This window comes from Ligilactobacillus sp. JN-6 (Y).1, assembly GCF_058111525.1.
In genome coordinates, this window is record NZ_CM176599.1 from 1,080,586 (window position 1) to 1,105,619 (window position 25,034).

General features: G+C 39.9%; 25 protein-coding genes and 1 tRNA gene. 17 read left to right on the forward strand and 9 right to left on the reverse strand.

Annotated elements, in window-relative coordinates:
- Positions 1-208 precede the first annotated feature (208 nt).
- From AC3XNE_RS05040 to AC3XNE_RS05055, 4 genes are all read left to right on the forward strand, one after another.
- Positions 209-1,033, forward strand: a complete 825-nt coding sequence (locus AC3XNE_RS05040) for a transporter substrate-binding domain-containing protein (protein ID WP_489833219.1) — start codon at positions 209-211, stop codon at positions 1,031-1,033.
- 120 nt (positions 1,034-1,153) lie between these two features.
- A complete protein-coding gene (locus tag AC3XNE_RS05045) occupies positions 1,154-1,840 on the forward strand; it encodes an amino acid ABC transporter permease (protein WP_489833220.1) in 687 nt (228 codons plus the stop codon).
- Between the two features lie 449 nt (positions 1,841-2,289).
- Positions 2,290-3,444 carry a pyridoxal phosphate-dependent aminotransferase gene (locus AC3XNE_RS05050; protein ID WP_489833221.1) on the forward strand — a complete coding sequence of 385 codons (1,155 nt, stop codon included), beginning with the start codon at positions 2,290-2,292 and terminating at the stop codon, positions 3,442-3,444.
- A 16-nt stretch (positions 3,445-3,460) separates the two neighbouring features.
- Positions 3,461-4,465 carry a D-2-hydroxyacid dehydrogenase gene (locus AC3XNE_RS05055; protein ID WP_489833222.1) on the forward strand — a complete coding sequence of 335 codons (1,005 nt, stop codon included), beginning with the start codon at positions 3,461-3,463 and terminating at the stop codon, positions 4,463-4,465.
- 135 nt (positions 4,466-4,600) lie between these two features.
- On the opposite strand, the gene AC3XNE_RS05060 is transcribed toward AC3XNE_RS05055, so the two are convergent.
- The 3 genes from AC3XNE_RS05060 to AC3XNE_RS05070 form a co-directional block, all read right to left on the reverse strand.
- Positions 4,601-5,416 (reverse strand): ZIP family metal transporter, encoded by an 816-nt coding sequence (locus tag AC3XNE_RS05060; RefSeq protein ID WP_489833223.1) that lies wholly within the window; start codon positions 5,414-5,416, stop codon positions 4,601-4,603.
- A 372-nt stretch (positions 5,417-5,788) separates the two neighbouring features.
- Positions 5,789-5,861, reverse strand: a tRNA-Lys gene (locus tag AC3XNE_RS05065).
- Positions 5,862-5,935: 74 nt separating this feature from the next.
- Positions 5,936-6,556, reverse strand: a complete 621-nt coding sequence (locus AC3XNE_RS05070; protein ID WP_489833224.1) for a histidine phosphatase family protein — start codon at positions 6,554-6,556, stop codon at positions 5,936-5,938.
- 223 nt (positions 6,557-6,779) lie between these two features.
- On the opposite strand from AC3XNE_RS05070, the gene AC3XNE_RS05075 reads away from it, so the two are divergent.
- Positions 6,780-7,517: a helix-turn-helix domain-containing protein gene (locus tag AC3XNE_RS05075; RefSeq protein WP_489833225.1), complete on the forward strand. Its 738-nt coding sequence runs from the start codon at positions 6,780-6,782 to the stop codon at positions 7,515-7,517.
- A gap of 25 nt (positions 7,518-7,542) precedes the next feature.
- On the opposite strand, the gene AC3XNE_RS05080 is transcribed toward AC3XNE_RS05075, so the two are convergent.
- Together AC3XNE_RS05080 and AC3XNE_RS05085 are read right to left on the reverse strand one after the other, a co-directional pair.
- Positions 7,543-7,953 carry a MarR family winged helix-turn-helix transcriptional regulator gene (locus AC3XNE_RS05080; RefSeq protein WP_489833226.1) on the reverse strand — a complete coding sequence of 137 codons (411 nt, stop codon included), beginning with the start codon at positions 7,951-7,953 and terminating at the stop codon, positions 7,543-7,545.
- A gap of 4 nt (positions 7,954-7,957) precedes the next feature.
- Positions 7,958-9,358: a DHA2 family efflux MFS transporter permease subunit gene (locus tag AC3XNE_RS05085; protein WP_489833227.1), complete on the reverse strand. Its 1,401-nt coding sequence runs from the start codon at positions 9,356-9,358 to the stop codon at positions 7,958-7,960.
- 294 nt (positions 9,359-9,652) lie between these two features.
- On the opposite strand from AC3XNE_RS05085, the gene AC3XNE_RS05090 reads away from it, so the two are divergent.
- From AC3XNE_RS05090 to AC3XNE_RS05105, 4 genes are all read left to right on the forward strand, one after another.
- Positions 9,653-9,811, forward strand: coding sequence for a hypothetical protein (locus AC3XNE_RS05090; RefSeq protein ID WP_489833228.1), 159 nt, complete (start codon positions 9,653-9,655; stop codon positions 9,809-9,811).
- A 2-nt stretch (positions 9,812-9,813) separates the two neighbouring features.
- A complete protein-coding gene (locus AC3XNE_RS05095) occupies positions 9,814-10,779 on the forward strand; it encodes an alpha/beta hydrolase (protein WP_489833229.1) in 966 nt (321 codons plus the stop codon).
- Positions 10,780-10,906: 127 nt separating this feature from the next.
- Complete coding sequence (locus tag AC3XNE_RS05100; RefSeq protein ID WP_489833230.1) at positions 10,907-11,395, forward strand: GNAT family N-acetyltransferase; 489 nt, start codon at positions 10,907-10,909, stop codon at positions 11,393-11,395.
- Positions 11,396-11,465: 70 nt separating this feature from the next.
- Positions 11,466-12,302, forward strand: coding sequence for a glycosyltransferase family 8 protein (locus AC3XNE_RS05105; RefSeq protein WP_489833231.1), 837 nt, complete (start codon positions 11,466-11,468; stop codon positions 12,300-12,302).
- 61 nt (positions 12,303-12,363) lie between these two features.
- Here the strand turns inward: AC3XNE_RS05105 and AC3XNE_RS05110 are convergent, their stop codons facing one another.
- Both AC3XNE_RS05110 and AC3XNE_RS05115 read right to left on the reverse strand, forming a co-directional pair.
- Positions 12,364-12,933: an ECF transporter S component gene (locus AC3XNE_RS05110; protein WP_489833232.1), complete on the reverse strand. Its 570-nt coding sequence runs from the start codon at positions 12,931-12,933 to the stop codon at positions 12,364-12,366.
- On the reverse strand, positions 12,926-13,780 hold the full coding sequence (locus AC3XNE_RS05115; RefSeq protein WP_489833233.1) for a pyridoxamine kinase: 855 nt from the start codon (positions 13,778-13,780) through the stop codon (positions 12,926-12,928). The genes AC3XNE_RS05110 and AC3XNE_RS05115 overlap by 8 nt, the downstream gene beginning before the upstream one ends.
- Positions 13,781-14,025: 245 nt before the next feature.
- Between AC3XNE_RS05115 and yycF the strand changes: the two genes are divergently transcribed.
- From yycF to AC3XNE_RS05135, 4 genes are all read left to right on the forward strand, one after another.
- The gene (gene yycF / locus AC3XNE_RS05120; RefSeq protein WP_489833234.1) at positions 14,026-14,739 is read left to right on the forward strand and encodes a response regulator YycF; all 714 of its coding nucleotides are present in this window, start codon (positions 14,026-14,028) and stop codon (positions 14,737-14,739) included.
- A gap of 129 nt (positions 14,740-14,868) precedes the next feature.
- Positions 14,869-16,746 (forward strand): cell wall metabolism sensor histidine kinase WalK, encoded by a 1,878-nt coding sequence (gene walK / locus AC3XNE_RS05125; RefSeq protein WP_489833235.1) that lies wholly within the window; start codon positions 14,869-14,871, stop codon positions 16,744-16,746.
- Positions 16,730-18,052, forward strand: coding sequence for a YycH family regulatory protein (locus AC3XNE_RS05130; RefSeq protein WP_489833236.1), 1,323 nt, complete (start codon positions 16,730-16,732; stop codon positions 18,050-18,052). Before walK ends, AC3XNE_RS05130 begins: the two co-directional genes overlap by 17 nt.
- 18 nt (positions 18,053-18,070) lie before the next feature.
- Positions 18,071-18,865, forward strand: a complete 795-nt coding sequence (locus AC3XNE_RS05135; RefSeq protein ID WP_489833237.1) for a two-component system regulatory protein YycI — start codon at positions 18,071-18,073, stop codon at positions 18,863-18,865.
- 227 nt (positions 18,866-19,092) lie between these two features.
- Here AC3XNE_RS05135 and AC3XNE_RS05140 read toward each other — a convergent pair whose 3' ends face one another.
- Together AC3XNE_RS05140 and AC3XNE_RS05145 are read right to left on the reverse strand one after the other, a co-directional pair.
- The gene (locus AC3XNE_RS05140) at positions 19,093-19,473 is read right to left on the reverse strand and encodes a DUF1634 domain-containing protein (RefSeq protein ID WP_489833238.1); all 381 of its coding nucleotides are present in this window, start codon (positions 19,471-19,473) and stop codon (positions 19,093-19,095) included.
- Positions 19,470-20,318, reverse strand: coding sequence for a sulfite exporter TauE/SafE family protein (locus AC3XNE_RS05145; RefSeq protein ID WP_489833239.1), 849 nt, complete (start codon positions 20,316-20,318; stop codon positions 19,470-19,472). Before AC3XNE_RS05145 ends, AC3XNE_RS05140 begins: the two co-directional genes overlap by 4 nt.
- Positions 20,319-20,549: 231 nt before the next feature.
- On the opposite strand from AC3XNE_RS05145, the gene AC3XNE_RS05150 reads away from it, so the two are divergent.
- The 4 genes from AC3XNE_RS05150 (at position 20,550) to rlmH (ending at position 24,973) form a co-directional block, all read left to right on the forward strand.
- Positions 20,550-21,365, forward strand: coding sequence for an MBL fold metallo-hydrolase (locus AC3XNE_RS05150; protein WP_489833240.1), 816 nt, complete (start codon positions 20,550-20,552; stop codon positions 21,363-21,365).
- A 242-nt stretch (positions 21,366-21,607) separates the two neighbouring features.
- The gene (locus AC3XNE_RS05155; RefSeq protein WP_489831357.1) at positions 21,608-22,501 is read left to right on the forward strand and encodes an IS982 family transposase; all 894 of its coding nucleotides are present in this window, start codon (positions 21,608-21,610) and stop codon (positions 22,499-22,501) included.
- A gap of 86 nt (positions 22,502-22,587) precedes the next feature.
- Positions 22,588-23,904, forward strand: a complete 1,317-nt coding sequence (locus AC3XNE_RS05160) for a S1C family serine protease (protein ID WP_489833242.1) — start codon at positions 22,588-22,590, stop codon at positions 23,902-23,904.
- Positions 23,905-24,493: 589 nt separating this feature from the next.
- Entirely contained in the window at positions 24,494-24,973 is a 480-nt protein-coding gene (rlmH, locus tag AC3XNE_RS05165) for a 23S rRNA (pseudouridine(1915)-N(3))-methyltransferase RlmH (protein ID WP_489833243.1), read from the forward strand.
- Positions 24,974-25,034 lie beyond the last annotated feature (61 nt).

Genomic DNA, 25,034 nt, shown 5'->3' on the forward strand with positions numbered 1-25,034 from the left:
AGTTTGTGCCTTTTTTAAGAATGGCATTCATATTGTTGATCGAATTATACAGTGTGTGGTTAAAATTTACAATTTTCACTCAATAATGAATAAATCCGGACAAATTTGCATAAATAATCAAAATTAGGGTTGAAAAATGAAATTAAATACAGTATGCTTGTCAACATAGAAATTAAAAACGAGTTAAAAATGAAAGAGGCTGTTTTCAATGAAGGGCAAAAAGAAGATTTACATATTATTAGCATTTTTAGCAGTATTTTGTGTTGTATTAACTGCTTGTGGCAAGAAGGAGACAGATAATAGTGTCCAGAAGATCAAGGATAAAAAAACTTTAGTCGTAGGAACTTCAGCGGATTATGCTCCCTTTGAGTTTCCAATCGTTAAAGATGGCAAGAAACAAATTGTCGGCTATGATATCATGCTTGCACAAAAAATTGCCGATAAATTAGGCGTTAAACTTAAAGTGGTCAACACAGAGTTTCCTTCACTTGTTTCAGAGCTAAAAGATAACAAGGTCGACTTGGTAATGGCTGGGATGGTTTCAACTAAAGAACGTAAAAAACAAGTTGGTTTTTCTGATAGCTATTTCAATGTTGAAAATCAAGTTTTGGTAAAGAAAGGCCAAGCAAATAAATACAAAAAAGCAAATACTGATTTTAAGAATAAATCAGTTGGTGTTCAACAGACAACAACACAAGAGACAATTGCTAAAAAGCAAATGAAGGGTGCTAATGTTGTTTCTGAATCAAAAGTTACGGCTCTAACGACGGAATTGAAGAAGGGCAAGTTAGATGCAGTGGTAGTCGAAAATACGATTGCAGATAACTATGCTAAGAACTTTCCGAATGATTATGAAATTGCACCGGCCAAATTACAGACGCCGAAAGATCTGCAAAACATCAATGTTGCGACTAAAAAAACTGATCATAAGTTGATCAAGCAAATAAATAAAGTTATTGCTCAATTAAAGAAGAGCGGCGAGCTCGATAAGAGGTTGGAAAAAGCACAAACTCTACAGTCAGAAAATAAATAATATCAAGATAATGTTTTAGTTTTATCAGTGATAAATATTTTAGAAAGGGCTATAGATCATTCAAATGAATGTTTTATAGTCTTTTCACTCACAATTGTGTATATGGTTTGGAGGAAAATTATGTTTGATTTTTTAGGACAATACTATAAATTATTTTTACAAGGAGCAGGATTAACTGTCATTATTTCAGTTATTGGTATCCTGTTGGGCATTATATTAGGCCTGGTACTTGTGTTGTTGCGGCGGTCTAAATTTAAGGTCTTCCAATATATTTCACGGATCTATGTTTCTATCGTCCGTGGCACTCCTTCGATGATCCAGGTTATGCTGATTTATTATTCAATTTCAAAGGGCTTGGAAATTTCTCAGGTTCAAGTTTTAGGCTCAGGCCTTGACCGGATCATTCCAGGTTCGATCGCCTTGGGGTTAAATTCGGCTGCTTATACTTCTGAAATTTTCCGTTCCGGGATCATTTCAGTACCAACTGGGCAGATGGAAGCAGGACTTTCTTTAGGGATGAGCGAGCGAACAGCTTTATTTTCTATCATCTTACCGCAAGCCGTTCGTAATATCTTACCTGCATTAGGCAATGAGTTCATTACTTTGATCAAGGAATCGTCAGTTCTGTTTTATATTGGTGTTCAAGAGGTAACAGCACAAGCTCTAGGTGTTGGTGGAACATTGTACGATTATATTGCTCCATTGCTTGTAGCTGCTGCGATCTACTGGGTCTTGACCAGTATTATGGCCTGGATCATAGGGGTTTTTGAGAAGAGAATGGGAAAGAAATATGATGTAGCGGCATAAAAGAGAAGCGAGAAGTTGGATGGTAGTTGTTTTTCCGCTTGCTTTCGCTCTGTGTTTTATAGTCTAGCTGCGTGAAGCAGAAAGCTCCGCCTGTCCCAGTCTAACCACACAGCGCCAAAATCGCGCTATATGGCTAGACCACGATAGTGCTCACTTTCTTTCGCTTCACTGCGCTCTGTGTTTATAGTCGGGCTTCACGAGACAAGAGATTCCGCTTATCCAACTTAGGCCTCACAGTGCCAAAAACACACTATAAGGCCTAAGCCCGATAATGCTCATCTCTTGGGCGTCTCGTTGCGCTCTGTGTTTAGTCGAGCTGCAGCAAGCAAGAAGTTCCGTCTATCCAGCTCTGGCATCACATCGCTGAGGATCACGATATAATGCCAGAGCTCGATAGTACTCGCTTCTTCCCGCTTGCTTTCGCTCTGTGTTTATTTAGGAGGCAAATTATGGTAAAACCGGTTGCAAAATTATTTCAAGATCCTGACAAAAACATTATGGCCGAAATTGGGAAAACGGCTGCTTTGATGAATAATGTTATTGACTTATCTATTGGAGATCCCGATATGGCTACACCAAAGCCAATAGTTGATGCTACAACTCAGGCAATGTTGGATGGCTACACACATTACACTGCCTCTGATGGTGATCCGCAATATTTACAAACGATAGTGGATTTTCATAATCAGCAATTTGGGTCTGACTATGCTTTAGAAAATGTTCGTGCAACAGTTGGTGCTAGTCACGCAACGGACTTAGCCTTTGGTGCTTTGCTTGACCCAGAAGATGAGGTTGTTATTTTTGAACCTTACTTTGCGCCATATAAGGTGCAAGTTGAACAGTTTCATGGCAAACCCGTTGTTGTAACTTGCAAAGCTGAAAATAATTTTCAACCGCAAAAAGAAGATATTGAGGCTGCTATTACTTCAAAAACTAAGGTTATCCTAGTCAACTCACCCAACAATCCGACGGGAGCTGTTTATGAGCAGGATATTTTGCAAGACATCGTTGACATAGCCCGCAAATACGATTTGTATTTGATTGCAGATGAAGTATATTGGCCTTACGTTTTTAATGGAAGAACTTTTACTCCGCTTGAAAATTTGGCGCCGGAACGTACCATCGTTACTGATTCTTTGTCCAAGGTATTTGCGATGACCGGTTTTAGGATCGGCTACTTGTTAGGTCCGACAGACGTGATCACCGCTGCTGGTTTGCTGAATGAAGGGGTGGCGTACACTGCTCCAAGTATGGCGCAAGTTGCTGGAACTTATGGCTTACAAAATGTTAAGGAATTGGCAGAGCCTTTACAAAATGAATTTGGTAAAAGATTGATTTATTTAGGAGAAGAGTTGAACAAATTACCTTGGGCTAAGACTATTCCGGTCGCAGGCAGTATTTATTTGTTTTTAGATGTCTCTGGTGCAGGGATGGATGATGTTGAATTTAGCGACTATTTACTAGAAAAAGCAGGGATCTTGGTCATTCCTGGACAGGCGTTCGGCCAAGGAGGCCAAGGCTTTGTGCGGATCGCCGCTACTCAAAATATGGAGATACTAGAAAAAGCAGTTGCTGGCTTTAAAGCCTTAAGTTTTGTAGATTAAAAGGGGGATATTTGAAGTGACAAAATTATTGATGTTTAATGCTTTGAAAGACGAAGCTGATGTGGTCAACAAGTGGCAAGAAAACCATCCTGGCGTAACGATAGATTCTAACGAAGAAACACTTACATCACAAACGGTAGATTTGGTAAAGGGTTACGATGGTCTTCTACTCCAACAAGATAACCTGATCGATGATCCAAAAATCTATCAAAAGCTGCATTCATATGGTATCAAACAAATGTCATTGCGTACGACAGGCTATGAAACAGTCGACTTAAAGGAGGCCGCTGCCAATGATTTGGTTGTTACCAATGTTCCAGCATACTCGCCACGTTCTGTTTCCGAACTAGTTTTGGCACATACGATGTGGTTATTACGGCATTTAAACGTTGCCGAAAAACGTGAAAACCATAATGATTTTACCTGGGATAATTTACAGGCACGAGAGATCCATGAACTAACTGTGGGTATCATAGGTGCAGGTAAGATCGGCAGCGAAGTCGCCCGTGTTTTTAAAGCTTTAGGTGCAACTGTGATCGCATCAGATCCTATTCATCGTCCAGAATTAAATAGTGTACTTAAATATGTTGACCAACAGACGGTTTTTGAACAAGCCGATATTGTCACGATGCACACACCACTTCTGACATCGACGTACCATATGGTTGATGCTGCGGTTTTCAAGTCTATGAAACCGTCTACTATCTTTATTAATGCATCACGTGGAGCAGTGGTTGATACACCAGCATTGCTAGCAGCATTGAAAAATAAGGATATCGCGGCTGCAGGGATCGATACGATCGAAAATGAAGCTAATATTTTTAGCAATGATTTTTCGCAAAAGGAACAGCCAAATTCCTGGCTTGAGGAATTATTATCGTTGGACAATGCGACCGTTAGCCCCCATGTTGGTTTTTATACAGATATTGCTGTTAAAAATATGGTCGAGATCTCTCTCGAAGATGCCTTGAGGATCATTAATGGTCAGCACGGCTTGCACGAGATCCACTTATCCGAATAAAAATAAATAAAGAAAAAGCTAGGGACTTTCCTGTGCCGAATTTTTCCTGATCATTAGAGCAATTTCTAAAGATCAGGAAAGATTCAGACAGATATTCCTAGCTTTTTTCATGTATTAACTGATGAAGTTGAGTAGTTAACCTAACGCTACATCTAATGCCATCATTAAGGCAAAACCAAATAGTAATGCTAAGGTTGCAAGGTCGTTGTTTCCGTTTGTCTGTGATTCTGGAATCAATTCTTCCACACAGACGAAAATCATGGCTCCTGCAGCAAAAGATAATGCGTATGGCAATATGACCGTAACTTGAGTTACTAGCCAAGCACCTAGTGTAGCACCAATGATCTCAACTAAGGCACTGGCTTGACCGAGGTTAAACGAATGACCTTTGGAAGCACCGCTAGACCTGATCGGCATTGATAATGCGGAACCTTCTGGAAAGTTTTGAATGCCGATCCCTAAAGCAAGGATCAAGGCACTTTGTAAAGTTGCGGAACTTAATCCCATTCCGCCAGCACCAAATGCGACGCCGACAGATAGACCTTCCGGGAAATTGTGAATAGTGATTGCGAGAAATAACAGGGTGGTCGGGGAAAGCTTGGTTTTAGGCCCTTCCACACCTTCCTTGCCGGCGAAGTCCATGTTTGGAACTACAGCATCAATGATCCGTAAAAAGACACCGCCAAACAAGAAACCGACGACTGCCGGAACAAAAGACCATTTTCCATAGCCGCCTGCTTGAGCATAGTCGATCGAAGGGGCAAGTAGAGACCAGAAGCTGGCCGCGATCATGATCCCAGCTGCGAAACCGTTCATGATATCCAGTAACTTACGATTCACATCGTTAAATAAGAATACGATCGCCGAACCCACGGCTGTACAGCCCCAGGTGAAAATACCAGCTAAAGTTGCTTGAATAATGGGATTTGCCTCAGCAAACCAAGTTAGCATAAAATATCCTCCTAGTATATTTTAAAATAGGGTATCGTGAAAAGAGAAAAGCAAGTCCGACTACATAGCGCAGGCTTGGTGCTGTGTGGCGGGATAGGCGGAGCTTTCAACTTCGCGAAACCTGTCTATCAGATAGTTCTTTGTTGAAGTTTATTTCTAAATTCAATATAACAAATAACCACGAGAAGAGTCCACTATCTTTTGCCGGATTTAATTAAAAGATTAGGCCAAGCAAAAAAGTAGGCCGGTAAACGCTGATTTAAGTTCAATTTAAGCAAATAACAGAAAATTTGGACAAAAAAAGAGAAGCCAGATTTGTTTTCCAAATGCATTTCGCACCAACAATTCTGCTTCTCAAGGGTTTGGCACCCATGGGTGGTCAGGGGCTCGAACCCTGGACCCACGGATTAAGAGTCCGTTGCTCTACCAACTGAGCTAACCACCCAGACCATATAAAATGACCATCTACCATTATGCCAATTTTGTATACAAAAAACAAGTCCTTTTGTTAATTACTTTTTATCCTTCAGGTTTGCTGGCCCATTCTTTTAATTGAAAGTCTTTTCCATCGTTGCTTTCAAAAACGGTAACACTCGAGGTAGAAACGAGACCATCCTTCCTGATGTCTTTTAAGTCAATGCCCGCCAAAGTTTTGAGTAAAGTTGTTAGTAACAAACCATGACTAGCAATTAGGATATTTTCACCGTTTTCTGCTAGGTCATAAATTTGTCCTAGCACTTGGTGACCACGATCCAGTACATCATGATAACTTTCGGCATGAATCGAATGCCCATCAAAGAGGTCTGGAGCTTGAAAGTAATTTTTGGTCTGTGGCTCCTGGCCCAAATTATCGATCGAAATGCCATCCCAGTCGCCAAGATCCATTTCAGTCAGGTTTGGTAGGATCTGTATTTCTGGAAGCTGCTGGGCACTTTCTTTAAGGACCAGTTCAGCTGTAGCATACGCTCTTTTAAGCGGGGATGAAAAGCACGCGTCAAAAGGGATGTCTCGTAAATATCGCCCAAGTTTTTCGGCTTCGTTTTTTCCTTGAGTGGTTAGTACTGGGTCGACTCCACCACCGTTAAAAGTATGGTTTTGATTATTAATGGTGGTTCCGTGGCGTGCAAAGTAAAAACGCATAATAAATTCCTTCTTTATTTAATTTAGTAGAGGGTTTAGTGTTCTGGTTTTCATTGTAACATTATCTGCATAATTCAAATATTGTCCTTGAAAAAATGGCATAATAATTATGGAGATTATTTATGAAGCCATTATTTGCGCAGATTTGGCAAATGTAACACGGTAGTTGCGTTACTTTTTCTGTATTTAACGGTATTTTATTGTTAAAAGGGAGTTGATAACTATGGAATTTGCGACAGTTCTACGAAAGAAAAGAAAAGATTTACATTTGACCCAGCAAGAGCTTGCTGATCGATTGCACGTTACCAGACAGACTTTGTCACGGTGGGAGAATAGTGCGACCTTTCCTAATTTAGATACTTTAGTTGAACTTAGCATTATTCTTGATATTCCCTTAGATAATTTACTCAAAGGAGAAGACAATGCTATGGTAGAAAAAATCAGTTCTGACGTCCGTGGTAAAACAAAATTTAAACGCTATTCGATAATTATTAGCTCGATTTTCGTTATCCTTTTATTATGGTTGGTACTTTTAGGATATGGGCGTGCTAATCAGATTGCTTTGATCGATCGTTTTGATCCATTTTTACGAACACAGTATGGTTATGCTATTCTTCCTTCTAAAACTCCTACAAAAAAAGAGTTGCAGGAAGTAAGTAACTCTGGTAAAACAACTAAACGTAAAGAGTGGATCAGTGTTCCACAAAAGGTAGATGCTTATGTTTCAGATGATCCTTTTGGCGGAGGCGAATGGCTCAAATTTGATACGGGCTTGTATTCAAAAGGGAATCGTTGGGCTTTGGTGAGACATAAAGGCTCTTATGTCTCTGCGGCGCGGGTGGTCGCGAAGAAACAGATACCCGTGCAAATGCGAGAACAGGCTGGGGACCATTATATCCCATATAATAAAAAGACAGACGGTCCAAGGGCAGCTGGTTTTCCCTGGTGGCCTTTTAACTAATAAACTTGAATTTTGTGACTTAAGATCAACTTTCAAGCTTTAATAAGTTTTCGATCATTTCCTGTTTGGTTGTTTTACCTAGGAGCTGGTCGATTTTTTGTTCAGTTTGATTTAAGAACGCGCTAATTTCTATGGCCATTTGCTTCGCCTTGGGAGTTAGGATAATTTCTTTAAGACGAGTGTCGTGGCTGTCCGTTTTTTTTGTGACCAGATCCTTTTGTTCCATTAATCTTAAAATGTTTGTTGCGGTTGATTTTCGAATGTTAAATTCAAATTCAATATCTCTTTGATACTTAGCAGCATTTTCAGGAGCAGAATTTAAAAAATCAATAATGCTTGCCTGAGTACCTGTTAATCCCAGAGTTCTCGCATAACTATCGACTTCACGGTGTAATGTGTTCTGTACTCTTTGTAAAGCGACACCTAACCTTCTCATTAAATCATTCCTTTACCGATTTATTTACCTTTGTGGCATGATAGAGCAAGTATACACCAACAATTACCAAGATCAGCAGAAAAATTAGTGCGCTTTGAGCGCCGGTCCTAGTTTTATTGGTCAAAGATGAAGCCGAACTTAATTGCTGTCCGAATTGCATGATAGCGGAAACCAGTGCAGTCCCAACCGCTCCAGAAAGCTGTTGGGTCATGTTGAATAAACCATTCCCATCTGCGTTTTCTTCCTTATTTAATAAAGTTAAGGAACTAGTCATTATATTTCCCATGGATAAACCAGTCCCTAACATAATGATCAGATAGAAAATAATTATTTTAATTGAGGATAAATTTGAGGCATAAAAACAAAATAATCCGCTTCCTATGAACTCTAGGAGTGCTCCTGTCATGATCGGTCTTCTGGCGCCATATTCATCTAGCAAATGTCCGCTCAATGGGGCAAATATTGCACCAAGAGCTCCGCCAGGTAAAACTAATAATCCAGCGATCATTGCGGTTGAATTATTTATTAATTGAACATAATTAGGCAAAATAAATGATAAGCCTAAGACATTAACTTGAAAAATAAAATAAGCACCAAGCCCTTGGGAAAACTTACTTAGTTTGAGAAGCCGGATGTTGACTAAGGGATTTGAAACATTGAGAGAGTGTTTAATAAATAGGGCTAAAGCTGTCGCTCCAATAATTAATGGCCCTATAAAATTTAGAGGTTGTGTTTGTACCGTTGAAAGGTTGCTAAAGGCGAATATAAAACCACTAAAAGCTACGGCAATTTCGATAAATCCTAGCAGACCAAGCTTTGTAGGCTGCAGGTTCGTAGTGTCACTTTTAATAAAAATAGTTCCTAAAATAAGTGAAATTGCAATTAAGGGTATTATCAGGATAAAGACGTATCTCCAGCCTAGTGAGCTAACAACTAAACCGCCAAATGTCGGTCCTAAAGCTGGAGCAACGGCCGTTATCATAGTACCGATCCCCATTAATAGTCCGATTTTATTAAATGGTGCACGTTCTAAAATAATATTAAACATTAATGGGATAGCAATGCCTGCGGCTGCACCTTGGATCAAACGTCCAGCAACTAAAAAGAAAAACTTAGTGGCACAAGCATCTGTGATCGCTCCTAATAAGAATAATGAAACAGCAACAGTAAAAAGTCTCTTAGAAGTAAAGTTCTTTTTTAAGTAGGCAGATAAGGGCATGGTGATCGCAGCAATTAATAAATATCCTGTTGTCATCCATTGAACAGTAGAAAGATCAACGTTGAAATCTTTCATTAAAACGGGAAAGGTAATATTACTAGCTGTTTCAATGACCACACCACAAAAGGACATTAAGCCTGTGGCGATGATCGAAAAAATTAATTTACTATCTAACTTTCTTTGCATAAAAAGTCCTCCTTACATCATATAGTTAGCAAGCTAACTATTACAAAGAACGATTTTATTCTTTAAAGTTAGGAAAGTCAATTGGTAAATTATTGGGTGTGGAGCTATCTGTAATGGTTGGATGAAACTTTCGTATTACGATCAATTATATGCAGAAGAAGTTTGGACTGATAGTATGATTATTATCAGCAAATGCTGGTTTCAGTGTGTGACTTATTCAAATGAAAGGGCTTAATTGCTTTTATTACCAGTAAATGCTATTTTATACTAAAATTTGTAAAAAGGAGCTTATTTATGAAAGATATTTTACTGAGCTTTAGCTTACTGACTAATTTAGCCTTATTGGGTATTTTAAAAATTGCCCAGGCCCAAAATGATGCCTTAAAAAGTCAAATAATTTTGACAGACGAACGCACAGAAGACATGTCAAAAAACAATACAAAGAAGGGTTAAATATGCACATCAGTAACAGTAGTATTGATCCAGGTTTAAGAAGAACAGGAAAAATCATTCGGACTATCATGCCCAGCCTTACTGAAAAGAAGATCAAGGCTATCCAAGGTATGATTAGCCTTTCAAAAGGGATCAATAACACTAAATTTAATTATGAACAACACTTTGTGACACGAGCAGATGGGTCTAAGCTGCGTCTTTGTGTGTACTCTTCTGATACACCTAAAAAAGATGCTCCGGGTGTCTTATGGATCCACGGTGGCGGTTACGCCATGGGGAGCCCAGAGACAGAAACAGGTCCATTTGCTGATCTGATTGATAAATTCGGTGCCGTAGTAGTGGCTCCTGATTATTGCCGTTCTACCGAAAAGCCTTATCCTGCTGCTTTATCCGACTGTTATGCCGGCTTAGAATGGCTTCGTAAACATACTGCTGAGTATGGCATCCGTGATGATCAATTAGTTGTTGCAGGCTCAAGTGCCGGTGGCGGGTTAACGGCTGCACTAACCTTGTATGCCAGAGACAAAGGAGATATTGCAATCGCATTTCAAATGCCGCTTTATCCCATGATCGATGAACGACCGACAGGATCTTCTATTGATAATGACGCTCCTGTTTGGAATACTAAGTCTAACCAGACCTGTTGGAAAATGTATTTAGGGTCACTATATGATAATGAGCGTATTCCGGCGTATGCTGCTCCGGCCAGAGCAGAAGATTTATCTAATTTACCACCTACCGTTTCTTTTGTAGGAGATATTGAGCCTTTTTATGATGAAACTGTGAGTTATATTGATAGATTGCAAAATGCTGGAGTCAAGACGACTTTTAAAGTCTTTCCTGGAGCTTTTCATGGTTTTGACATGGTGTGTCCCAAGGCACAATTATCCCAGGAAGCTCATGAGTTTTTCTTTGATAGTTTTAAGTATTATAGTGAGCACTATTTCGCTAAGCAGCCGCGTAAATAGTTTTTATATTGCTATTAGATCAGGGTTTCATTGGAAATTGCTGCATGAATATGAGCCGCAATTTTTGGGCTCATAGAGCATTTATTGCTAGAATGGAACTAGAAAACTTAATGCGAGGAGGGTCATTATGGTAGAAGAGAAATTTCAGATACGAGAATTAACAAGGAAAGACGATCTAGCTGTAAAAGATATAATTCAGAGTGTTTTGAGGGAGTATCATGATGATCTTCCTGGAACAGCGTATTTTGATCCGGAGCTTGGAGAACTTTCTAAATTTTATGCAGCATCTCCGTGCAGAAAATATTTGGTAGCTACTGTTGACGGAGTCGTAGTAGGCGGCTGTGGCTTGGCGGAGTTTGATGACCATGGTACGGCTGAGATCCAAAAACTATACCTGTCAGCTGAAGCACGCGGTTTGGGAGCGGGTAAAAAATTGTTGAGACTTTGTGAAACTTATGGGCAGGAATTTGGCTTTAAATCTTTATATATTGAAACCTTGTCAAATATGAAGGAAGCTTTGGGATTGTATGAACATCTAGGTTTTCACAGGTTGAAATTTTCGAAAAGTGGAACTTTGCATAATACTTGTGATGTTTGGTTGGAAAAGAAGATCTGAGTGTGTTTGTCGGTAAGGTGAGATTTTTTCTTAGAATAGTAAGAGGTATTTTAAGAAAGGAACGAGATCAATGATTGAGATTGGCTCAACGACTGACAGTGAATTTGTCAACGTGCTGTTAACAAGTTATGTTTCTTTACTGGAAAATAATCCACGGGAATCTTTTAGTTTTAATATTATAGATGACGAACTGACAGATGGTGACAAAGAACGGATAAATTTGTTAGAGCGAGTTTACCCTAATTGCGAACGGATCACTTTTTTGGGTAGTGATTTTGCACAACTTTATCGTGGTGCAAATGTCAAGTCCCCCCGTTCTTTGATCAAGGAAAACACTTATTACAGGTTTGAAATGCCACATTTAGTTTCGTGTTCCCGGTTACTGTATCTCGACTGTGATATGATTTGCCGTGGTGAGGTCGGCCCATTGTTCAGGTCAAATATCCACGCTAACATTATTGGCGCAGTGGAATCCCAGATGTATGTCGATCGCCTGAAAACATTGGGAGTTGAACATCAGCAACCTAAATACTTTAATGCTGGGCTTTTATTGATCGATACGAAAAGGTGGAATGATAACGATATTACGGCTGAAGCACGCCAATATATGCATGATAATGCCGCTATTATTGATTTTCAGGACCAAGATATTCTCAATGTCGTTTTAGCTGATCAGTGGGAATCGCTTGATCCTAAGTATAATTTGCAATCGCCTTTGATGCGGCATGAAAAACAAAGTTCTGATCCTAAGCAAAGAAAGCTGGCACAGCTTGCCTTAAGAGATCCGGTGCTTATTCATTATACGGGTTTTAGTAAACCTTGGATCATAGAAGGTCGATACGTCAGTTCATGGCGCAAAGAGTACTATAAGTATCAAAAAATCATGTTTGAAAAATTAGGTAAATAAAAACTAGGAAGGAACAATTCGCTACTACGAGATGCTCCTTCCTAGTTTGTAAAAAAATATTTTAAAGAGAATTACTTGGATTCTTACGTAATGATGTGTAAACCTTTTTAACAAAGAAATATAAAATTGGGGTCAAGATCGCCGTGGAGATCGAGTTGATGATAGTCGCCGGCAAACTGACAAAAGACGCAACTAAAGCAGCTTTAAAAAAGGATCCCGCCATAAGTGCTTCTACGATCGAAACACAGTAGGTAGTTAAAGTTTTGGTGATCCCTGCAATTATTGCAATGATGATAATGTTTCGCTTGCTGTCGTTATATTTTAAGGCTTTATAAATACCGGTTATGACGAAAGCTATCACGACCACTTCCAGCATCGTGAGCCAAGATGTTGCGGCATACCCATTAAGGATATCGAACGCGCCAAGACCGATCACCCCTGCCAGCATTCCATTTCGTAAACCTAAAAATAAGATTGCCACAGCTGTTAGAGTATTACCAAAGTGTATAAATGGACGACCTACAAGAGCTGGGATCGGGATGCGTAAGACCCAGATCCCAATGTAAATAATAGCAGCAAAAAGTCCTGTCAGTATAATTGCTCTTAATGAATTTTTATTATCTTCAATCATTTGTTTCTCCTTGTGATAGTTGTTTGTAAAAATGCGGTAATGCGGAATTATAGTTAAGGCCAAGACGAGGATCAACTTTTGGTTTTGTCTGACGTTCTAAAATCGATGTGTGCAGTAAGTCCATCGCGATATCACACGCTTTTTCGACCTGATGACCAGACACTAAACCCGAAAAAAGCGCCGCAGCAAAAATGTCACCTGTACCAAAATAGCTAGACGGAAAGCGTGTTTGCGTTTTGACCCAGAGCTTATTAGCCCCCTGGCGACCTACAACCGCAATTTGGTCATCAGTTAAAGGAATACCAGTGATCAAGATAGTTTGTATCTCAAAGCGTTCTTGTAATTGATGGATCGCTGATTTGGCCTCTTTTATTCCACCATTTACCAATTGCGGTCGGTCAAGCAAGAATGACGCCTCCGTCAAATTAGGCGTTAGGACATCTGCTTTTTGTACTAATTTTTTCATGGCATTGACGTATTGGTGGTCAAAGCCATGGTAAAGGCGCCCATTATCTCCCATAACAGGGTCGATCAAAATCAACGAATTATGTGTGACTAGAGTTGAAAGGCTTTTTTGTAATCGTTGTAAGGGTTCAAATCCTAAATAGCCCAGGTAAACACCGTCAAAAGTGAGTTTAAGTTTTTGCCAGTGATTTATGATACGAGCCATTTCTTGACTAAGGTCTAAGTATGTATTGTCACCGAAACCACCGGTATGTGTAGAAAGTAGAGCGGTTGGCAAGGCACTAATGTTTGCTCCGCTGGCGTTTATTAATGGTAGAGCGGTCAGGAGTGAAACTTGACCAAAACAAGATAGGTCTTGGCTAACTAAAACATTTGGTTGCAAAATTTGGCCTCCTTTAGATACTTATTTTACCCTTGAGTATAGCACCTTTATACCGAAAGGAGAATAAAGTATGAATCACAGCCGCGATATTTCTAATATTTGGAATATTACAGGCACTGGTTTATAATAAAATGGAGTGACGATTGAACGAGATGTTATTTAGTATTGTTCAGCTCGTCTATACCTGTAAGTATTCGAGAACAATAAACGGCTGGTGAGAAAGTTCACCAAGGAGGATTTATACTATGAAGAAAATTTTAGTGGTAGATGATGAAAAACCAATTTCTGATATCATTAAATTTAATTTGAATAAAGAAGGCTATGATGTATATGTAGCTTACGATGGTGAAGATGCCATCAAACAAGTTGGAGAGGTCGATCCTGATTTGATCATCTTAGACTTAATGTTGCCCAAGGTCGATGGGCTGGAGGTTGCACGTGAGATCCGCAAAACACATGAGATGCCGATCATCATGGTTACGGCTAAAGACACGGAGATCGATAAGGTGCTAGGGTTAGAAATGGGTGCTGATGACTACGTGACTAAACCGTTTTCTAACCGAGAATTGGTGGCGCGGGTCAAGGCTAACTTGCGTCGACAAAATACGGTCGCACAGGCTGCGCAAAATGAAGAAAAAGAAGAAAATAGCGACATCGTTATCGGAGACTTAACGATCCATCCTGAATCATATACGGTGTCACGTCATGGTGAAAAAATTGAACTGACCCATCGTGAATTCGAACTATTGAATTATTTAGCAAAACATATGGGTCAGGTCATGACTCGTGAGCATTTATTACAAACAGTTTGGGGCTATGATTATTTTGGCGATGTGCGCACAGTTGACGTAACGATGCGCCGTTTGCGCGAAAAAGTTGAGGATAACCCTAGCCGCCCTGTCTGGTTAGTAACTCGTCGTGGTGTTGGGTACTATTTGCGTAACCCAGAAACTGATTAAAAATAGAGGATACGGTAAGCTGGTCAGTTATTGACTGGGTGAAACTTAGGTAAATGTTGAGCGCTGGCAGTAGAAATACAGCCGGCGTTTTATGTTTTATAAGTTGGCAAATAATACGAGGGGAAAAAGTTGAAGAAAAGACTACGTATTTTTCGTTCTATTCATTTTAAAATAGCTTTAGTTTTCGTTTTGTTGCTGTTGCTGGCATTTCAGATCGTTGGAGCGGTCTTTGTGCAACGACTCAAAAGTGAAAACTTAAAGGCCTTTAAGCAGAGGGTCGAATTGACGTCTTACGTGGATAATTCATTGATCTCAAGTTTAAGTATGACGGATTCAGAAAAAGGTGACCGTCAGATCAATTCGGCTTTGACTGGAATCAATAACCAGAACATTTCAGATGTGCAAGTAGTTGATGCTAAAGGAAATATCAGGGGTGAGACCAGTACTAATAACCGCACTATCGTTGGGCAAAAAACAACAGATAGCCGAGTCAAACATGTTTTATATTCGGGCCGGTCGTTTAGTGAAACAACTTTTAACCGAGCCGATAATAAGCATTATTATGTGTCTATCACACCGTTATTTAGTTCCGGTGGAAGTAACAATACTTTAGTGGGAGCCGTGTACTTACGGGCTGATCTTGAGTCAGTTTATGATTCGATCGACGGTGTCACGCTGATTTTCGCCACAGCAGCGATCGTGGCGACCGTGATCGGGATGGGCTTAGCAGTCTTGATATCGCGTGCGATCACGCGCCCGATCGATGAAATGAAAAAGCAGACTGCTAAAATTGCCGACGGGAATTATTCCGGCCATGTACACGTTTATGGTGATGACGAACTTGGTGAGCTCGCACAGGCTGTTAACAACTTGTCAGTTCGTGTCGAGGAATCAAGGGAACAATCCGAGTCGGAACGAAGACGGTTGGATTTAGTCCTCACACACATGTCCGATGGCGTTTTGGCTACAGATCGCCGTGGGAATATTACCATTATCAATGATATGGCTGCGGAATTTTTGAATGTCAGTTCTATTGACCAAGTCAAGGGTCTTTCGATTTTGGACGTGTTGAATATTCGCGATAACTATACATTAAGGGATCTTTTGGAAAATCAAGATACTATTTATTTGGACATGTCAGATCAGGGACGTGACCAGGTTTTGAATGCTTATTTTTCTTTGATCCAGCGTGAATCTGGCTTTATTTCAGGCTTGGTTTGTGTTTTGCATGATATTACTGAGCAGCAAAAGATCGACCATGATCGCAAACAATTCGTTTCTAATGTTTCCCATGAATTAAGGACTCCACTGACCAGTTTGCGTTCATATATCGAGGCTTTAAACGATGGTGCCTGGAAGGATCCAGAAGTTGCCCCTTCATTTTTGAAAGTTACTCAAGATGAAACAGATCGTATGATCCGAATGATCAACGATCTTTTGAGCCTGTCGAGGATGGATTCTGGGACAGCCAAACTTGATCTGGAATTAGTTAATTTGAATGAGTTGTTCACTTATATCTTGGATCGTTTTGACATGATGATCAAGAATGAATCAAATGAAGGGCATGAAGAACAAGATAAGAATTATTATATTACACGTGAATTTACCCAACGTGATCTGTGGGTCGAGATCGATCCAGATAAGTTTATTCAGGTGATCGATAACATTATGAATAATGCGATCAAGTATTCTCCCGATGGCGGCGTGATCACTTGTCGGTTAGACCAAACACATGAACACGTTTTGTTGAGTATTACAGATCAAGGACTGGGAATTCCCCAAAAAGACGTTGGCCGGATTTTCGACAGATTCTTCCGGGTCGATAAAGCTCGTTCTAGAGCGCAAGGTGGCACCGGTTTGGGCTTGGCGATCTCTCGTGAAGTGATCGAAATGCACAACGGAAGGATCTGGGTGGAGTCTGTTGAAGGCAAAGGCTCGACTTTCTATATTACTTTGCCATATGAAGAATACGGAGAGGAGGATCTATGGAATGAAGATCAAGGATAGTATCTTACACTATGTATTAGCCTTTGCAGTTATTGTAAGTGTCTGTCTGACTGCAATTTTGTGGATCAATCCAACGTATTTACAGAACACAACCAATAGGAAGCAAAGCACAGAAAATAAGCAAGCCACAAATGATGATGTATCTAAATCCAACGTTGCCGATATTTATCAGCCGACAAGCGTTATATATAATGAAAATGGGCGTAGCTTTCGTCAGACCAGCCCTAAACTTGACTTAGTTGATGATATACGAAAAGATTTGAAAACATGGGATGTTAGATCATTTGGTAATGTTAAAAAGTTATCCGCTAAAAGGTATGAAAAACTGATGGAAAGTGATCGGACAGTTTTACTAGGTTTTCCGAGCAACGTAACGGCTAGACAGCTGTCAGAATTGTTTAAGGATCTGCCTGAAGGACTGCAAAGGCAAAAGTTTGACAGGATTGCGATCCAACTTACGAAACGGCCGCGTATCTATTTATTGAATGATAATGATCATAGGCAGACTCGTTTGACATTGAAGAAAGGCAAATTTACTAATTTAAGAAAGATGGTGTCCTCTCAGAATGTTGAGCAGGTACCGATCGAATTAAAACGTATGAGTGGTAAATATGTTAGTTTTTATTCAGAGAAAGTCAGGGTCCAGCAATATAGTTATTTAGCTAACAAAGATAGTGCAAGCAATTTTGTGACCCGACTATTGGGAACAAGTAACTCCTCGGTCAACTCACGCAGAGAAGATAAAGAGACTGTTTATTTTGATAATTCGGGACAACGGTTGTCAGTGGCGAATGATACAGGTGAAGTGAGTTATTCCAATTATTCTCAGACCATGCCGCAGAATTCATCGTTATCGAATGACTTAACCAATGCATATAAAAATCTTCAAGGGACGGGCCGTTTGTTAGATGATGTTCGCTATGATGAATATGATAAAAACGATCATCAAGTGACCTATCGGACTTATATCAATGCATATCCGGTCTTAGCAGATAATAACTATGGAACTTATCATATTAAATTAGCTGGGAGCGGTGGAGAGCGTACTGATTTTTCACTTTATTCTTTACAGATCCCAGTGCCAGCTAAACATAATTCGGCAGAACTTCCGCCGACACAGGATGTATTTGACAAGTTAGTGGAAAAAGGTATACCTCAACAAAAATTGAAGAATATCCGGATAGGTTATCGCGCTGATGTAAACGGCTCTTCAAAACAAGTGATCGATTTAGTCCCGACTTATTTTGTCCTTTATAACGGAAGTTGGGTCGACTATCAAGACATTTTAGATGGAAAAGTATCTTAACTGAAAGGCGGGAAGGATTTGAATTTTAGAAGAATCGAATGGATCTTTTTAATTGCTTTTATCGCCTTGGATATTTTTTTGATCGGTGCTTATTATAATCAAAGTGGTGTTGAGACAGAAAGAAATGCTGGTGGTCCGCGAATGACGACGTCAGTTTTACGCAGTTTAAAGGACGATCAGATCACTTATCCTGCTAAACTTTCTAATAAGGAAAATGATGGTTATTATATCGCTAGTCCTAATGATAACTATTTGTCTGATAAGATCGATCAGTTGGGCAAAAATAAGGCGGAGTATTCTAAGCATGACAGAAAATTAAGCGTTAGTTTGGATAAAAAGATCAAAATAAAAAATAGTGAACATCCTGAGAAAACGACTGATAAGATCATGAACGATAATTCCCTGGTAGTAAAAGGAAATGAATATCGGTACGACCCTGATTTTTCTAACAAAAGGGAGATCGTATATACCCAAATGGTTTACGGCAAAAGAGTTTCTTCTGAAAATGCCATGTTAAAGTTTAATGTTTCTCAAGGATATGTGACTGGTTACTCACAGACTTACCTTTCTACCATAGAGATCTTGCGCGAAAAAAAGGACACGATCAGTCAAAAGCGCGCACTCGTTTGGCTATATCAATACAACAAGTTGCCAGCTAATTCGAAAGTAAAGTCGGGCCACCTAGGCTATACCAAACTACTCAGTGTCAATGGTAGTACAGTTTACATTCCCACATGGAACTTTTCTGTCAAAACTGGCGGGACGACTGTTTATAGAAGGATCAATGCATTTAATGGAGCTGTGATGGATTAAAACGTTAGTAGGCACTAGCAAACCTTTGTTTCACTTTGAATTATGTGGAAGGTGGCTAGTGCTTTTGTTTTGGGGTAATATTTGTTAAATAGGGGGAGATGTATTTTTGGGCTGAGGCCCGGATAGAAGTCAGTAAAAGATTTTTTGATCAGGCACGAAAATGACCTACAAAAAACGACGAGCAAGATATTATATCTTCCTCGCCGTTTTTTAGTTAAAAAGCTATATTATTTACCTAAGTATCCGATCCACATTGCAAAAACTAAGATCACTAATACTAAAATGGTGATCCAAACATAAAGTTTGTCGTTTTCTTTGGCAAAAGCATAAATAGAAACGACAACTCGTAAAACAGGGGTCAAAATTAGTAAGAATAATCCGAGCATCGTTACTGCAAAAGGCTTGAGGGTGGTTATGCCTTGGAAGATCGCGGAAAAAGTGGTGGGAAAAGTTCCTGCTGGGTAGCCGGTTTCCCCAGTGAACAGTGCCAAAGCTAAACCTAAAACGATCACCGCTGCCGAAGTGATAACTCCGATCCGCAATACGTGGCCGATCACTAGCTCGATATCTGCCATTTCCTGGTGTCTCTTTTTTTCTTCATCTGTCATCCGAAACTCACCCCGAATCCTTTAAGAAACATTTGTAATCCGATTAAAAATAACACTGGAATAAAAATTTTACGTAATAATTTGGCCTGTAGATGTTGCATGATCCTAGAACCGACCGTGGCTCCGATCAGGATCCCGATTGCCAACGGAGCGGCGATCTCGGGTTTGATAGAACCATTGAAAAAATAGACCGTTGCACTAGCGGCAGCTGTTACACCCATCATTAAATTACTGGTGGCGCTTGAAGGTTTAAGCGGCATTTTCATGATAGTATCCATAGCGATCACTTTGAAAGCACCACTACCAACTCCAAGAAGTCCGCTTGCCAAACCAGCACCAAACATCATCGTAAACCCGCCGGGAACGTTAGAGACTTTGTAGTCGACTTGTTTTTTTACCGCCTGATCATAGTAGGTACTATTAAGCTCCAGTTTTTCGGAAAGTTTATCTGGTGTTGTGTCTTCGACTTCTTCTTTACTAGCTCGGAGTTTATGTAGCATGTTCCATGATGAAAATATAAGCAACATGCCAAACAAAACGTAGAGGACTTTAGCTGGTAAAACACCTGTTAAGATCGCGCCTAAGATCGCGCCAATAGTCGTGGCGATCTCAAGAAACATGGCAACGCGTAGATTTAACATGTCATCCTTAAGATAGGCGATCGAAGCGCCGGAACTAGTAGCAATGACCGAGATCACGCTGGCACCGATCGCATATTTTATATCGAGGCCAAGAGCGATGGTCATGATCGGTGTGACGATCATTCCTCCGCCGATCCCAAAAACTGCACCGAAAACTCCGGCAAAAAGACCGACTCCAGCCAAAATCAAAATAGAATTGATCAAATCATTTCTCCCTTTCATAAATGTTACTGTATCAAATTATTGATAGTTTCATTATACATGAAACGCAAGTTAGGACAATGTTTCGCCGTTTTTGGATGCCTAGCTAATATTTTGTTATGGCTGAGTTGGAGCAAGTAAGCTACAGTTTAAATTTGGTAGCGAACAATGGAAAAAACCGCTATAAACTGTTAATATAGAAAACGGAAACTTCGAGAAAGGGATAATTTGAAAATGTCTCAAGATGCAAATGAAGATAACTTGAAGATCAGTGTTTTAGCGAGTGGGAGTACAGGTAATGCTACATATGTCGAAACATCCGGACATAAAATATTGATCGATGCTGGTCTATCCGGCAAGAAAATAGAAGAGTTGATGAATTCGATCGGCAGGACTTTAAAAAATGTAGATAGTTTATTTGTAACACATGAACATACTGACCATAGTAAAGGTGTTGGAGTGCTAGCACGCCGCTATGGTTTGGATGTGTATGCAAATGAAGGCACTTGGAATGCGATGGATGGTCGGATCGGCAAAGTACCAGTTGAACAGAAACACATTTTATCAGCAGGTAAAGTTCAAGCGCTTGACGGTCTCGATGTCGAAAGTTTCAGCGTGTCGCATGACGCCGCTGACCCGCAATTTTATGAAGTCCACTATAATGATAGGTCTTTTGCGATCATAACGGATACTGGTTATGTTTCTGATAGAGTACGGGGTACGATCAACGATGCCGACGGTTATTTATTTGAATGTAATCACGATGTTGAAATGTTGCGAATGGGTGGCTATCCGTGGCCATTAAAGCAACGTATCCTAAGTGATACAGGACATTTATCCAACGAGGACGGAGCTAATGGCTTGATGGCGGCTTTGGGCAATCGGACTAAAAAAATCTATCTGGGGCACCTTAGTCAGGAAAATAATGTGAAGGAGCTGGCACACATGACTGTGCAAACTATCATGCAAGGCCATGATCTGGCAGTAGATCATGATTTTGCTTTACTTGATACCTCACCTAATGCGGCAACTCCTTTAACGATCATTTAAAACGATATGAGAGGTAGAAGTCGATTTTGATTTTCTGTCTCTTATTTTTTATTCGCAAATTAGCGAAGTCGCGGACGGCATTTTGTGTCACTTATTTTCTTTTTAAGAAAGTTAATTTTATGGTAATATTGGTTTATACGCGTGGTGCTAGTTCGTAACATTCAACTATTTAGTACAAAATTTTACAAAAAAAGCCCAACAAGGTTAGACTCTTAAGTGACTTAAACAAAGGAGACCTGATCTTGTTGGACCACTTAAAGTTTAAACAAAAACGACATAATTTACAAGTCAATTTAGCTCAACTTAAAGTTCTTTGTGCTGAGCTTTATCAAAAATACTGCCCGCGCTATATTTCGCAACGCCGTAACACCACTAAGTCTCGTGTTTCTGATGTGCAGATCTTAGCCTTACTGTGTTTACAGGTCATTACACAGATGCACTCCCAGCGTAAATTCTTTGCCTGGGCACAGACCTTCATCCCACATCAATTGAACATTGAGCGCTCCCGTTTTAACCGACGAGCACAACGTCTTCTCCCAGTGGTCATGGCCATGCGGCAGGGGTTGACTCGCGACTATGCGCAAACAGGACAGTTTGCGATCATTGATAGTTTGCCTAACCCTTTATGCCAAAAAGTTAGAAATAAGCGGGCCAAGGTTTTCCGCGGCATAGCTGACCTAGGCTACAATGCGACCAAAGACATGTATTTTTACGGGTTTAAGACTCATTTTGAGACCTCGCTCAGCGGTTATATCTTAAATTACACTGTCACCGAGGCCTCTAAACATGACACCCAAGCGGCGTCAACTTTGATCGCAGGCTGTCCGTGTCCCTTTGTTTTAGCGGATGTCGGTTATGTGGGACAGCCCTTACAAGAAGATTTTGGCGAGCTAGGTTATGAGCTCTGGACACCTTACCGTTCAAACATGAAAGGAGCCAAACAGCACAATGTTCCGGCTTTGAAAGATCTCCGGCGCACGATCGAATCCCGTTTCTCGATCCTAGTTGAAGATTATGGAATCGAAAAAAATCTCACGCGGTCAGTGGTAGGCTTTTGGTTAAAAATTGAATTGACCGTCTTTATTTATAATTTAGGCTTTTTTGATTTTACAGAAAATAGAATTATTACGAACTAGCACCACGCGTTTGGTTTATATTTTATAATAAAGCAGTTTCATAAATTATACTATAAGATAGTAAGGTATGAGAGAGGAGTTTGGGCATGGACAATAAAGGACAATTTGACGGAGAACACAAGGAAACTGATCCAGCAAATGGTTCAAATAATTCCGGTGGTTCGGGTGGTCCAAAACTTTGGAAAGTTATTTTGATTGCTTTAGTCGCAGGGATCATCGGTGGCGGTGCAGTAGTCGGTGGTTATTCAGTATTACAAAATAACCAAGATGAAAAAGTCAGTCCCGATAATTCTAAAGCTAAAACTAAGACAAGCAATGTTAACTTGAAGGTCACATCTGATGCTGAAGCAGCCTTTAAAAAAATCAAAGGAGCTGTGGTATCTGTAGAAGCTTATTCTAAAGATGATACATCAAGTTCGATCGCTGGTATGTATGGGCAGTCCGGTGATGATGATTCATCTTCCAAATCTGGATCGGAACAAGCTAGTGAGGGTTCCGGTGTGATCTATAAAAAGTCTGGCAATACAGCTTATGTAGTGACAAATAACCATGTTATTTCAGATGCAAATAGAGTTGAAATTTTAATGAGCGATGGTCATAAACTAAATGCAACTGTTGTCGGCCATGATTCAGTAAGTGATTTGGCTGTTTTGAAGATCAACGCCAAATATGTTGATCAAGTTGCTTCATTTGGAAATTCTGACAAAATCAATGTGGGTGAAACAGCTTTGGCTATTGGTTCACCATTAGGCTCAGATTACGCTACGTCCCTGACTCAAGGTATTATATCGGCTAAGAAGCGGACGATCGATGTGACAAATAGCTCCGGCGTTGCGACAGGACAGGCTACAGTTATCCAAACTGATGCTGCGATCAACCCCGGGAACTCAGGTGGTCCATTGATTAATATTGGCGGCCAAGTTATCGGGATCAATTCCATGAAATTATCCAGTGCTGGTTCATCAGAAGCTACGGTTGAGGGAATGGGTTTTGCTATTCCAAGTAATGAAGTAGTTGAGATCGTTAACCAATTAGCTGCTAATGGAAAGGTCAGTCGACCAGCTCTAGGGATCTCGCTATTAGATCTAGACTATATTTCAGCTTCGGACCGAGAGAAGACGTTGAAACTTCCAGATAGCGTGACAAGTGGGATCGTTGTTATGAAAGTTAATTCAGATTCACCGTTGCGAAAAGCAGGTCTTAAAAAATATGATGTGATCACAGGTTTGGGCGATAAGAAAGTCAAGGATATCGTCAGCTTGCGTGAAGCATTGTATGAACACAAGATCGGCGATACGGTCAAAGTTAAGTATTATCATGAGGGCGAGGAAAAAACAGCTAATGTGAAGTTGACCTTAGAGGCCAATGATTCGAATACATCAACAGCGTCGAACGAAAGATAACATTGGTTGAGCCGCATCAAAAGATCGCTGGCATTAGCTGTCTGACCGGTTGTTTACGATTAATTTAGTTAACTTAAATATCAAGCTCGTTTTATGTAAGCCGCATAAAACGAGCTTTTCTTTTGCTGTCAGTCTTTGATAATGCCAAATGGATGTTTGTTTTCAAAACGACAAATAGGACCAATATAAATGTATTCGGTATATTTTCTTGGGTTATCAACAATTTAGCTATTATACCTGTTAATAACTTTTGAAATTAAAGCAAAAAAATGTAAAGATTAAAGAGGACGTTCCACGAAAAATATGAAAAATTGTGTTCACAGGTTATCCACACCCCTGGGGACGGCTGTTGATAAGTTGAGTTCTTTAATTTTTTATAAAGCGTTTTAAGAGCGGTAAATGGGATCTAAAACGATTTATTTTTAAAAATTACAATCTGTTATTTATTGTTGATAACTGTGGATAACTACGAAAAATTGAAAACAATAAATATAGTGACGAAAATAAGTTCGTACCAAGATGTTGTGATTAACCCTGTGGATACTGTGGATAACTCGGTGGATAAATTGTTATTAGGATGTGATTTAGTGTGAATATTAAGATAATAGGTGTGGGTAAGTTAAAAGAAAAATATTTGAAACAAGGGATCGCAGAATATGCCAAACGGTTGGGCAAGTTCTGTAAATTCCAAATTATCGAGGTTGCTGATGAAAAAGCACCTGAAAAACTAAGCCAAGCAGAAATGGAAGACGTGAAAGAACGCGAGGGAGAGCGAATACTAGCCAAAGTCAAAGATCGTGAATATGTTTTTGCATTAGCGATCGAAGGAAAGGAACGAACTTCTGAGCAGTTCGCTAAAGAGATCGATTCACTGGCTACCTATGGACATAGTGATATCACTTTTGTCATTGGGGGCTCTTTAGGTTTGAGTCCAAAAGTAATGAAACGCTCAGATGCACAGATCTCCTTTGGCAAGTTAACGTTGCCGCATCAATTAATGAGACTAGTGTTGTCAGAACAGGTCTATCGGGCTTATATGATCAATTCTGGGAGTCCGTATCATAAATGAGCACATAAAGGTTTGCAAGACATAGTATAATAATCAGTGAATTTTACTTTTTAAAGGGAGA

Excerpts from the sequence above, each read along its gene's own strand:
- AC3XNE_RS05040 (WP_489833219.1), top strand. The coding sequence starts at position 209 with ATGAAGGGCAAAAAGAAGATTTACATATTATTAGCATTTTTAGCAGTA.
- AC3XNE_RS05045 (WP_489833220.1), top strand. The coding sequence starts at position 1,154 with ATGTTTGATTTTTTAGGACAATACTATAAATTATTTTTACAAGGAGCA.
- AC3XNE_RS05050 (WP_489833221.1), top strand. The coding sequence starts at position 2,290 with ATGGTAAAACCGGTTGCAAAATTATTTCAAGATCCTGACAAAAACATT.
- AC3XNE_RS05060 (WP_489833223.1), bottom strand. The coding sequence starts at position 5,416 with ATGCTAACTTGGTTTGCTGAGGCAAATCCCATTATTCAAGCAACTTTA.
- AC3XNE_RS05070 (WP_489833224.1), bottom strand. The coding sequence starts at position 6,556 with ATGCGTTTTTACTTTGCACGCCACGGAACCACCATTAATAATCAAAAC.
- AC3XNE_RS05075 (WP_489833225.1), top strand. The coding sequence starts at position 6,780 with ATGGAATTTGCGACAGTTCTACGAAAGAAAAGAAAAGATTTACATTTG.
- AC3XNE_RS05080 (WP_489833226.1), bottom strand. The coding sequence starts at position 7,953 with ATGAGAAGGTTAGGTGTCGCTTTACAAAGAGTACAGAACACATTACAC.
- AC3XNE_RS05085 (WP_489833227.1), bottom strand. The coding sequence starts at position 9,358 with ATGCAAAGAAAGTTAGATAGTAAATTAATTTTTTCGATCATCGCCACA.
- AC3XNE_RS05090 (WP_489833228.1), top strand. The coding sequence starts at position 9,653 with ATGAAAGATATTTTACTGAGCTTTAGCTTACTGACTAATTTAGCCTTA.
- AC3XNE_RS05095 (WP_489833229.1), top strand. The coding sequence starts at position 9,814 with ATGCACATCAGTAACAGTAGTATTGATCCAGGTTTAAGAAGAACAGGA.
- AC3XNE_RS05100 (WP_489833230.1), top strand. The coding sequence starts at position 10,907 with ATGGTAGAAGAGAAATTTCAGATACGAGAATTAACAAGGAAAGACGAT.
- AC3XNE_RS05105 (WP_489833231.1), top strand. The coding sequence starts at position 11,466 with ATGATTGAGATTGGCTCAACGACTGACAGTGAATTTGTCAACGTGCTG.
- AC3XNE_RS05110 (WP_489833232.1), bottom strand. The coding sequence starts at position 12,933 with ATGATTGAAGATAATAAAAATTCATTAAGAGCAATTATACTGACAGGA.
- yycF (WP_489833234.1), top strand. The coding sequence starts at position 14,026 with ATGAAGAAAATTTTAGTGGTAGATGATGAAAAACCAATTTCTGATATC.
- AC3XNE_RS05130 (WP_489833236.1), top strand. The coding sequence starts at position 16,730 with ATGAAGATCAAGGATAGTATCTTACACTATGTATTAGCCTTTGCAGTT.
- AC3XNE_RS05140 (WP_489833238.1), bottom strand. The coding sequence starts at position 19,473 with ATGACAGATGAAGAAAAAAAGAGACACCAGGAAATGGCAGATATCGAG.
- AC3XNE_RS05150 (WP_489833240.1), top strand. The coding sequence starts at position 20,550 with ATGTCTCAAGATGCAAATGAAGATAACTTGAAGATCAGTGTTTTAGCG.
- AC3XNE_RS05160 (WP_489833242.1), top strand. The coding sequence starts at position 22,588 with ATGGACAATAAAGGACAATTTGACGGAGAACACAAGGAAACTGATCCA.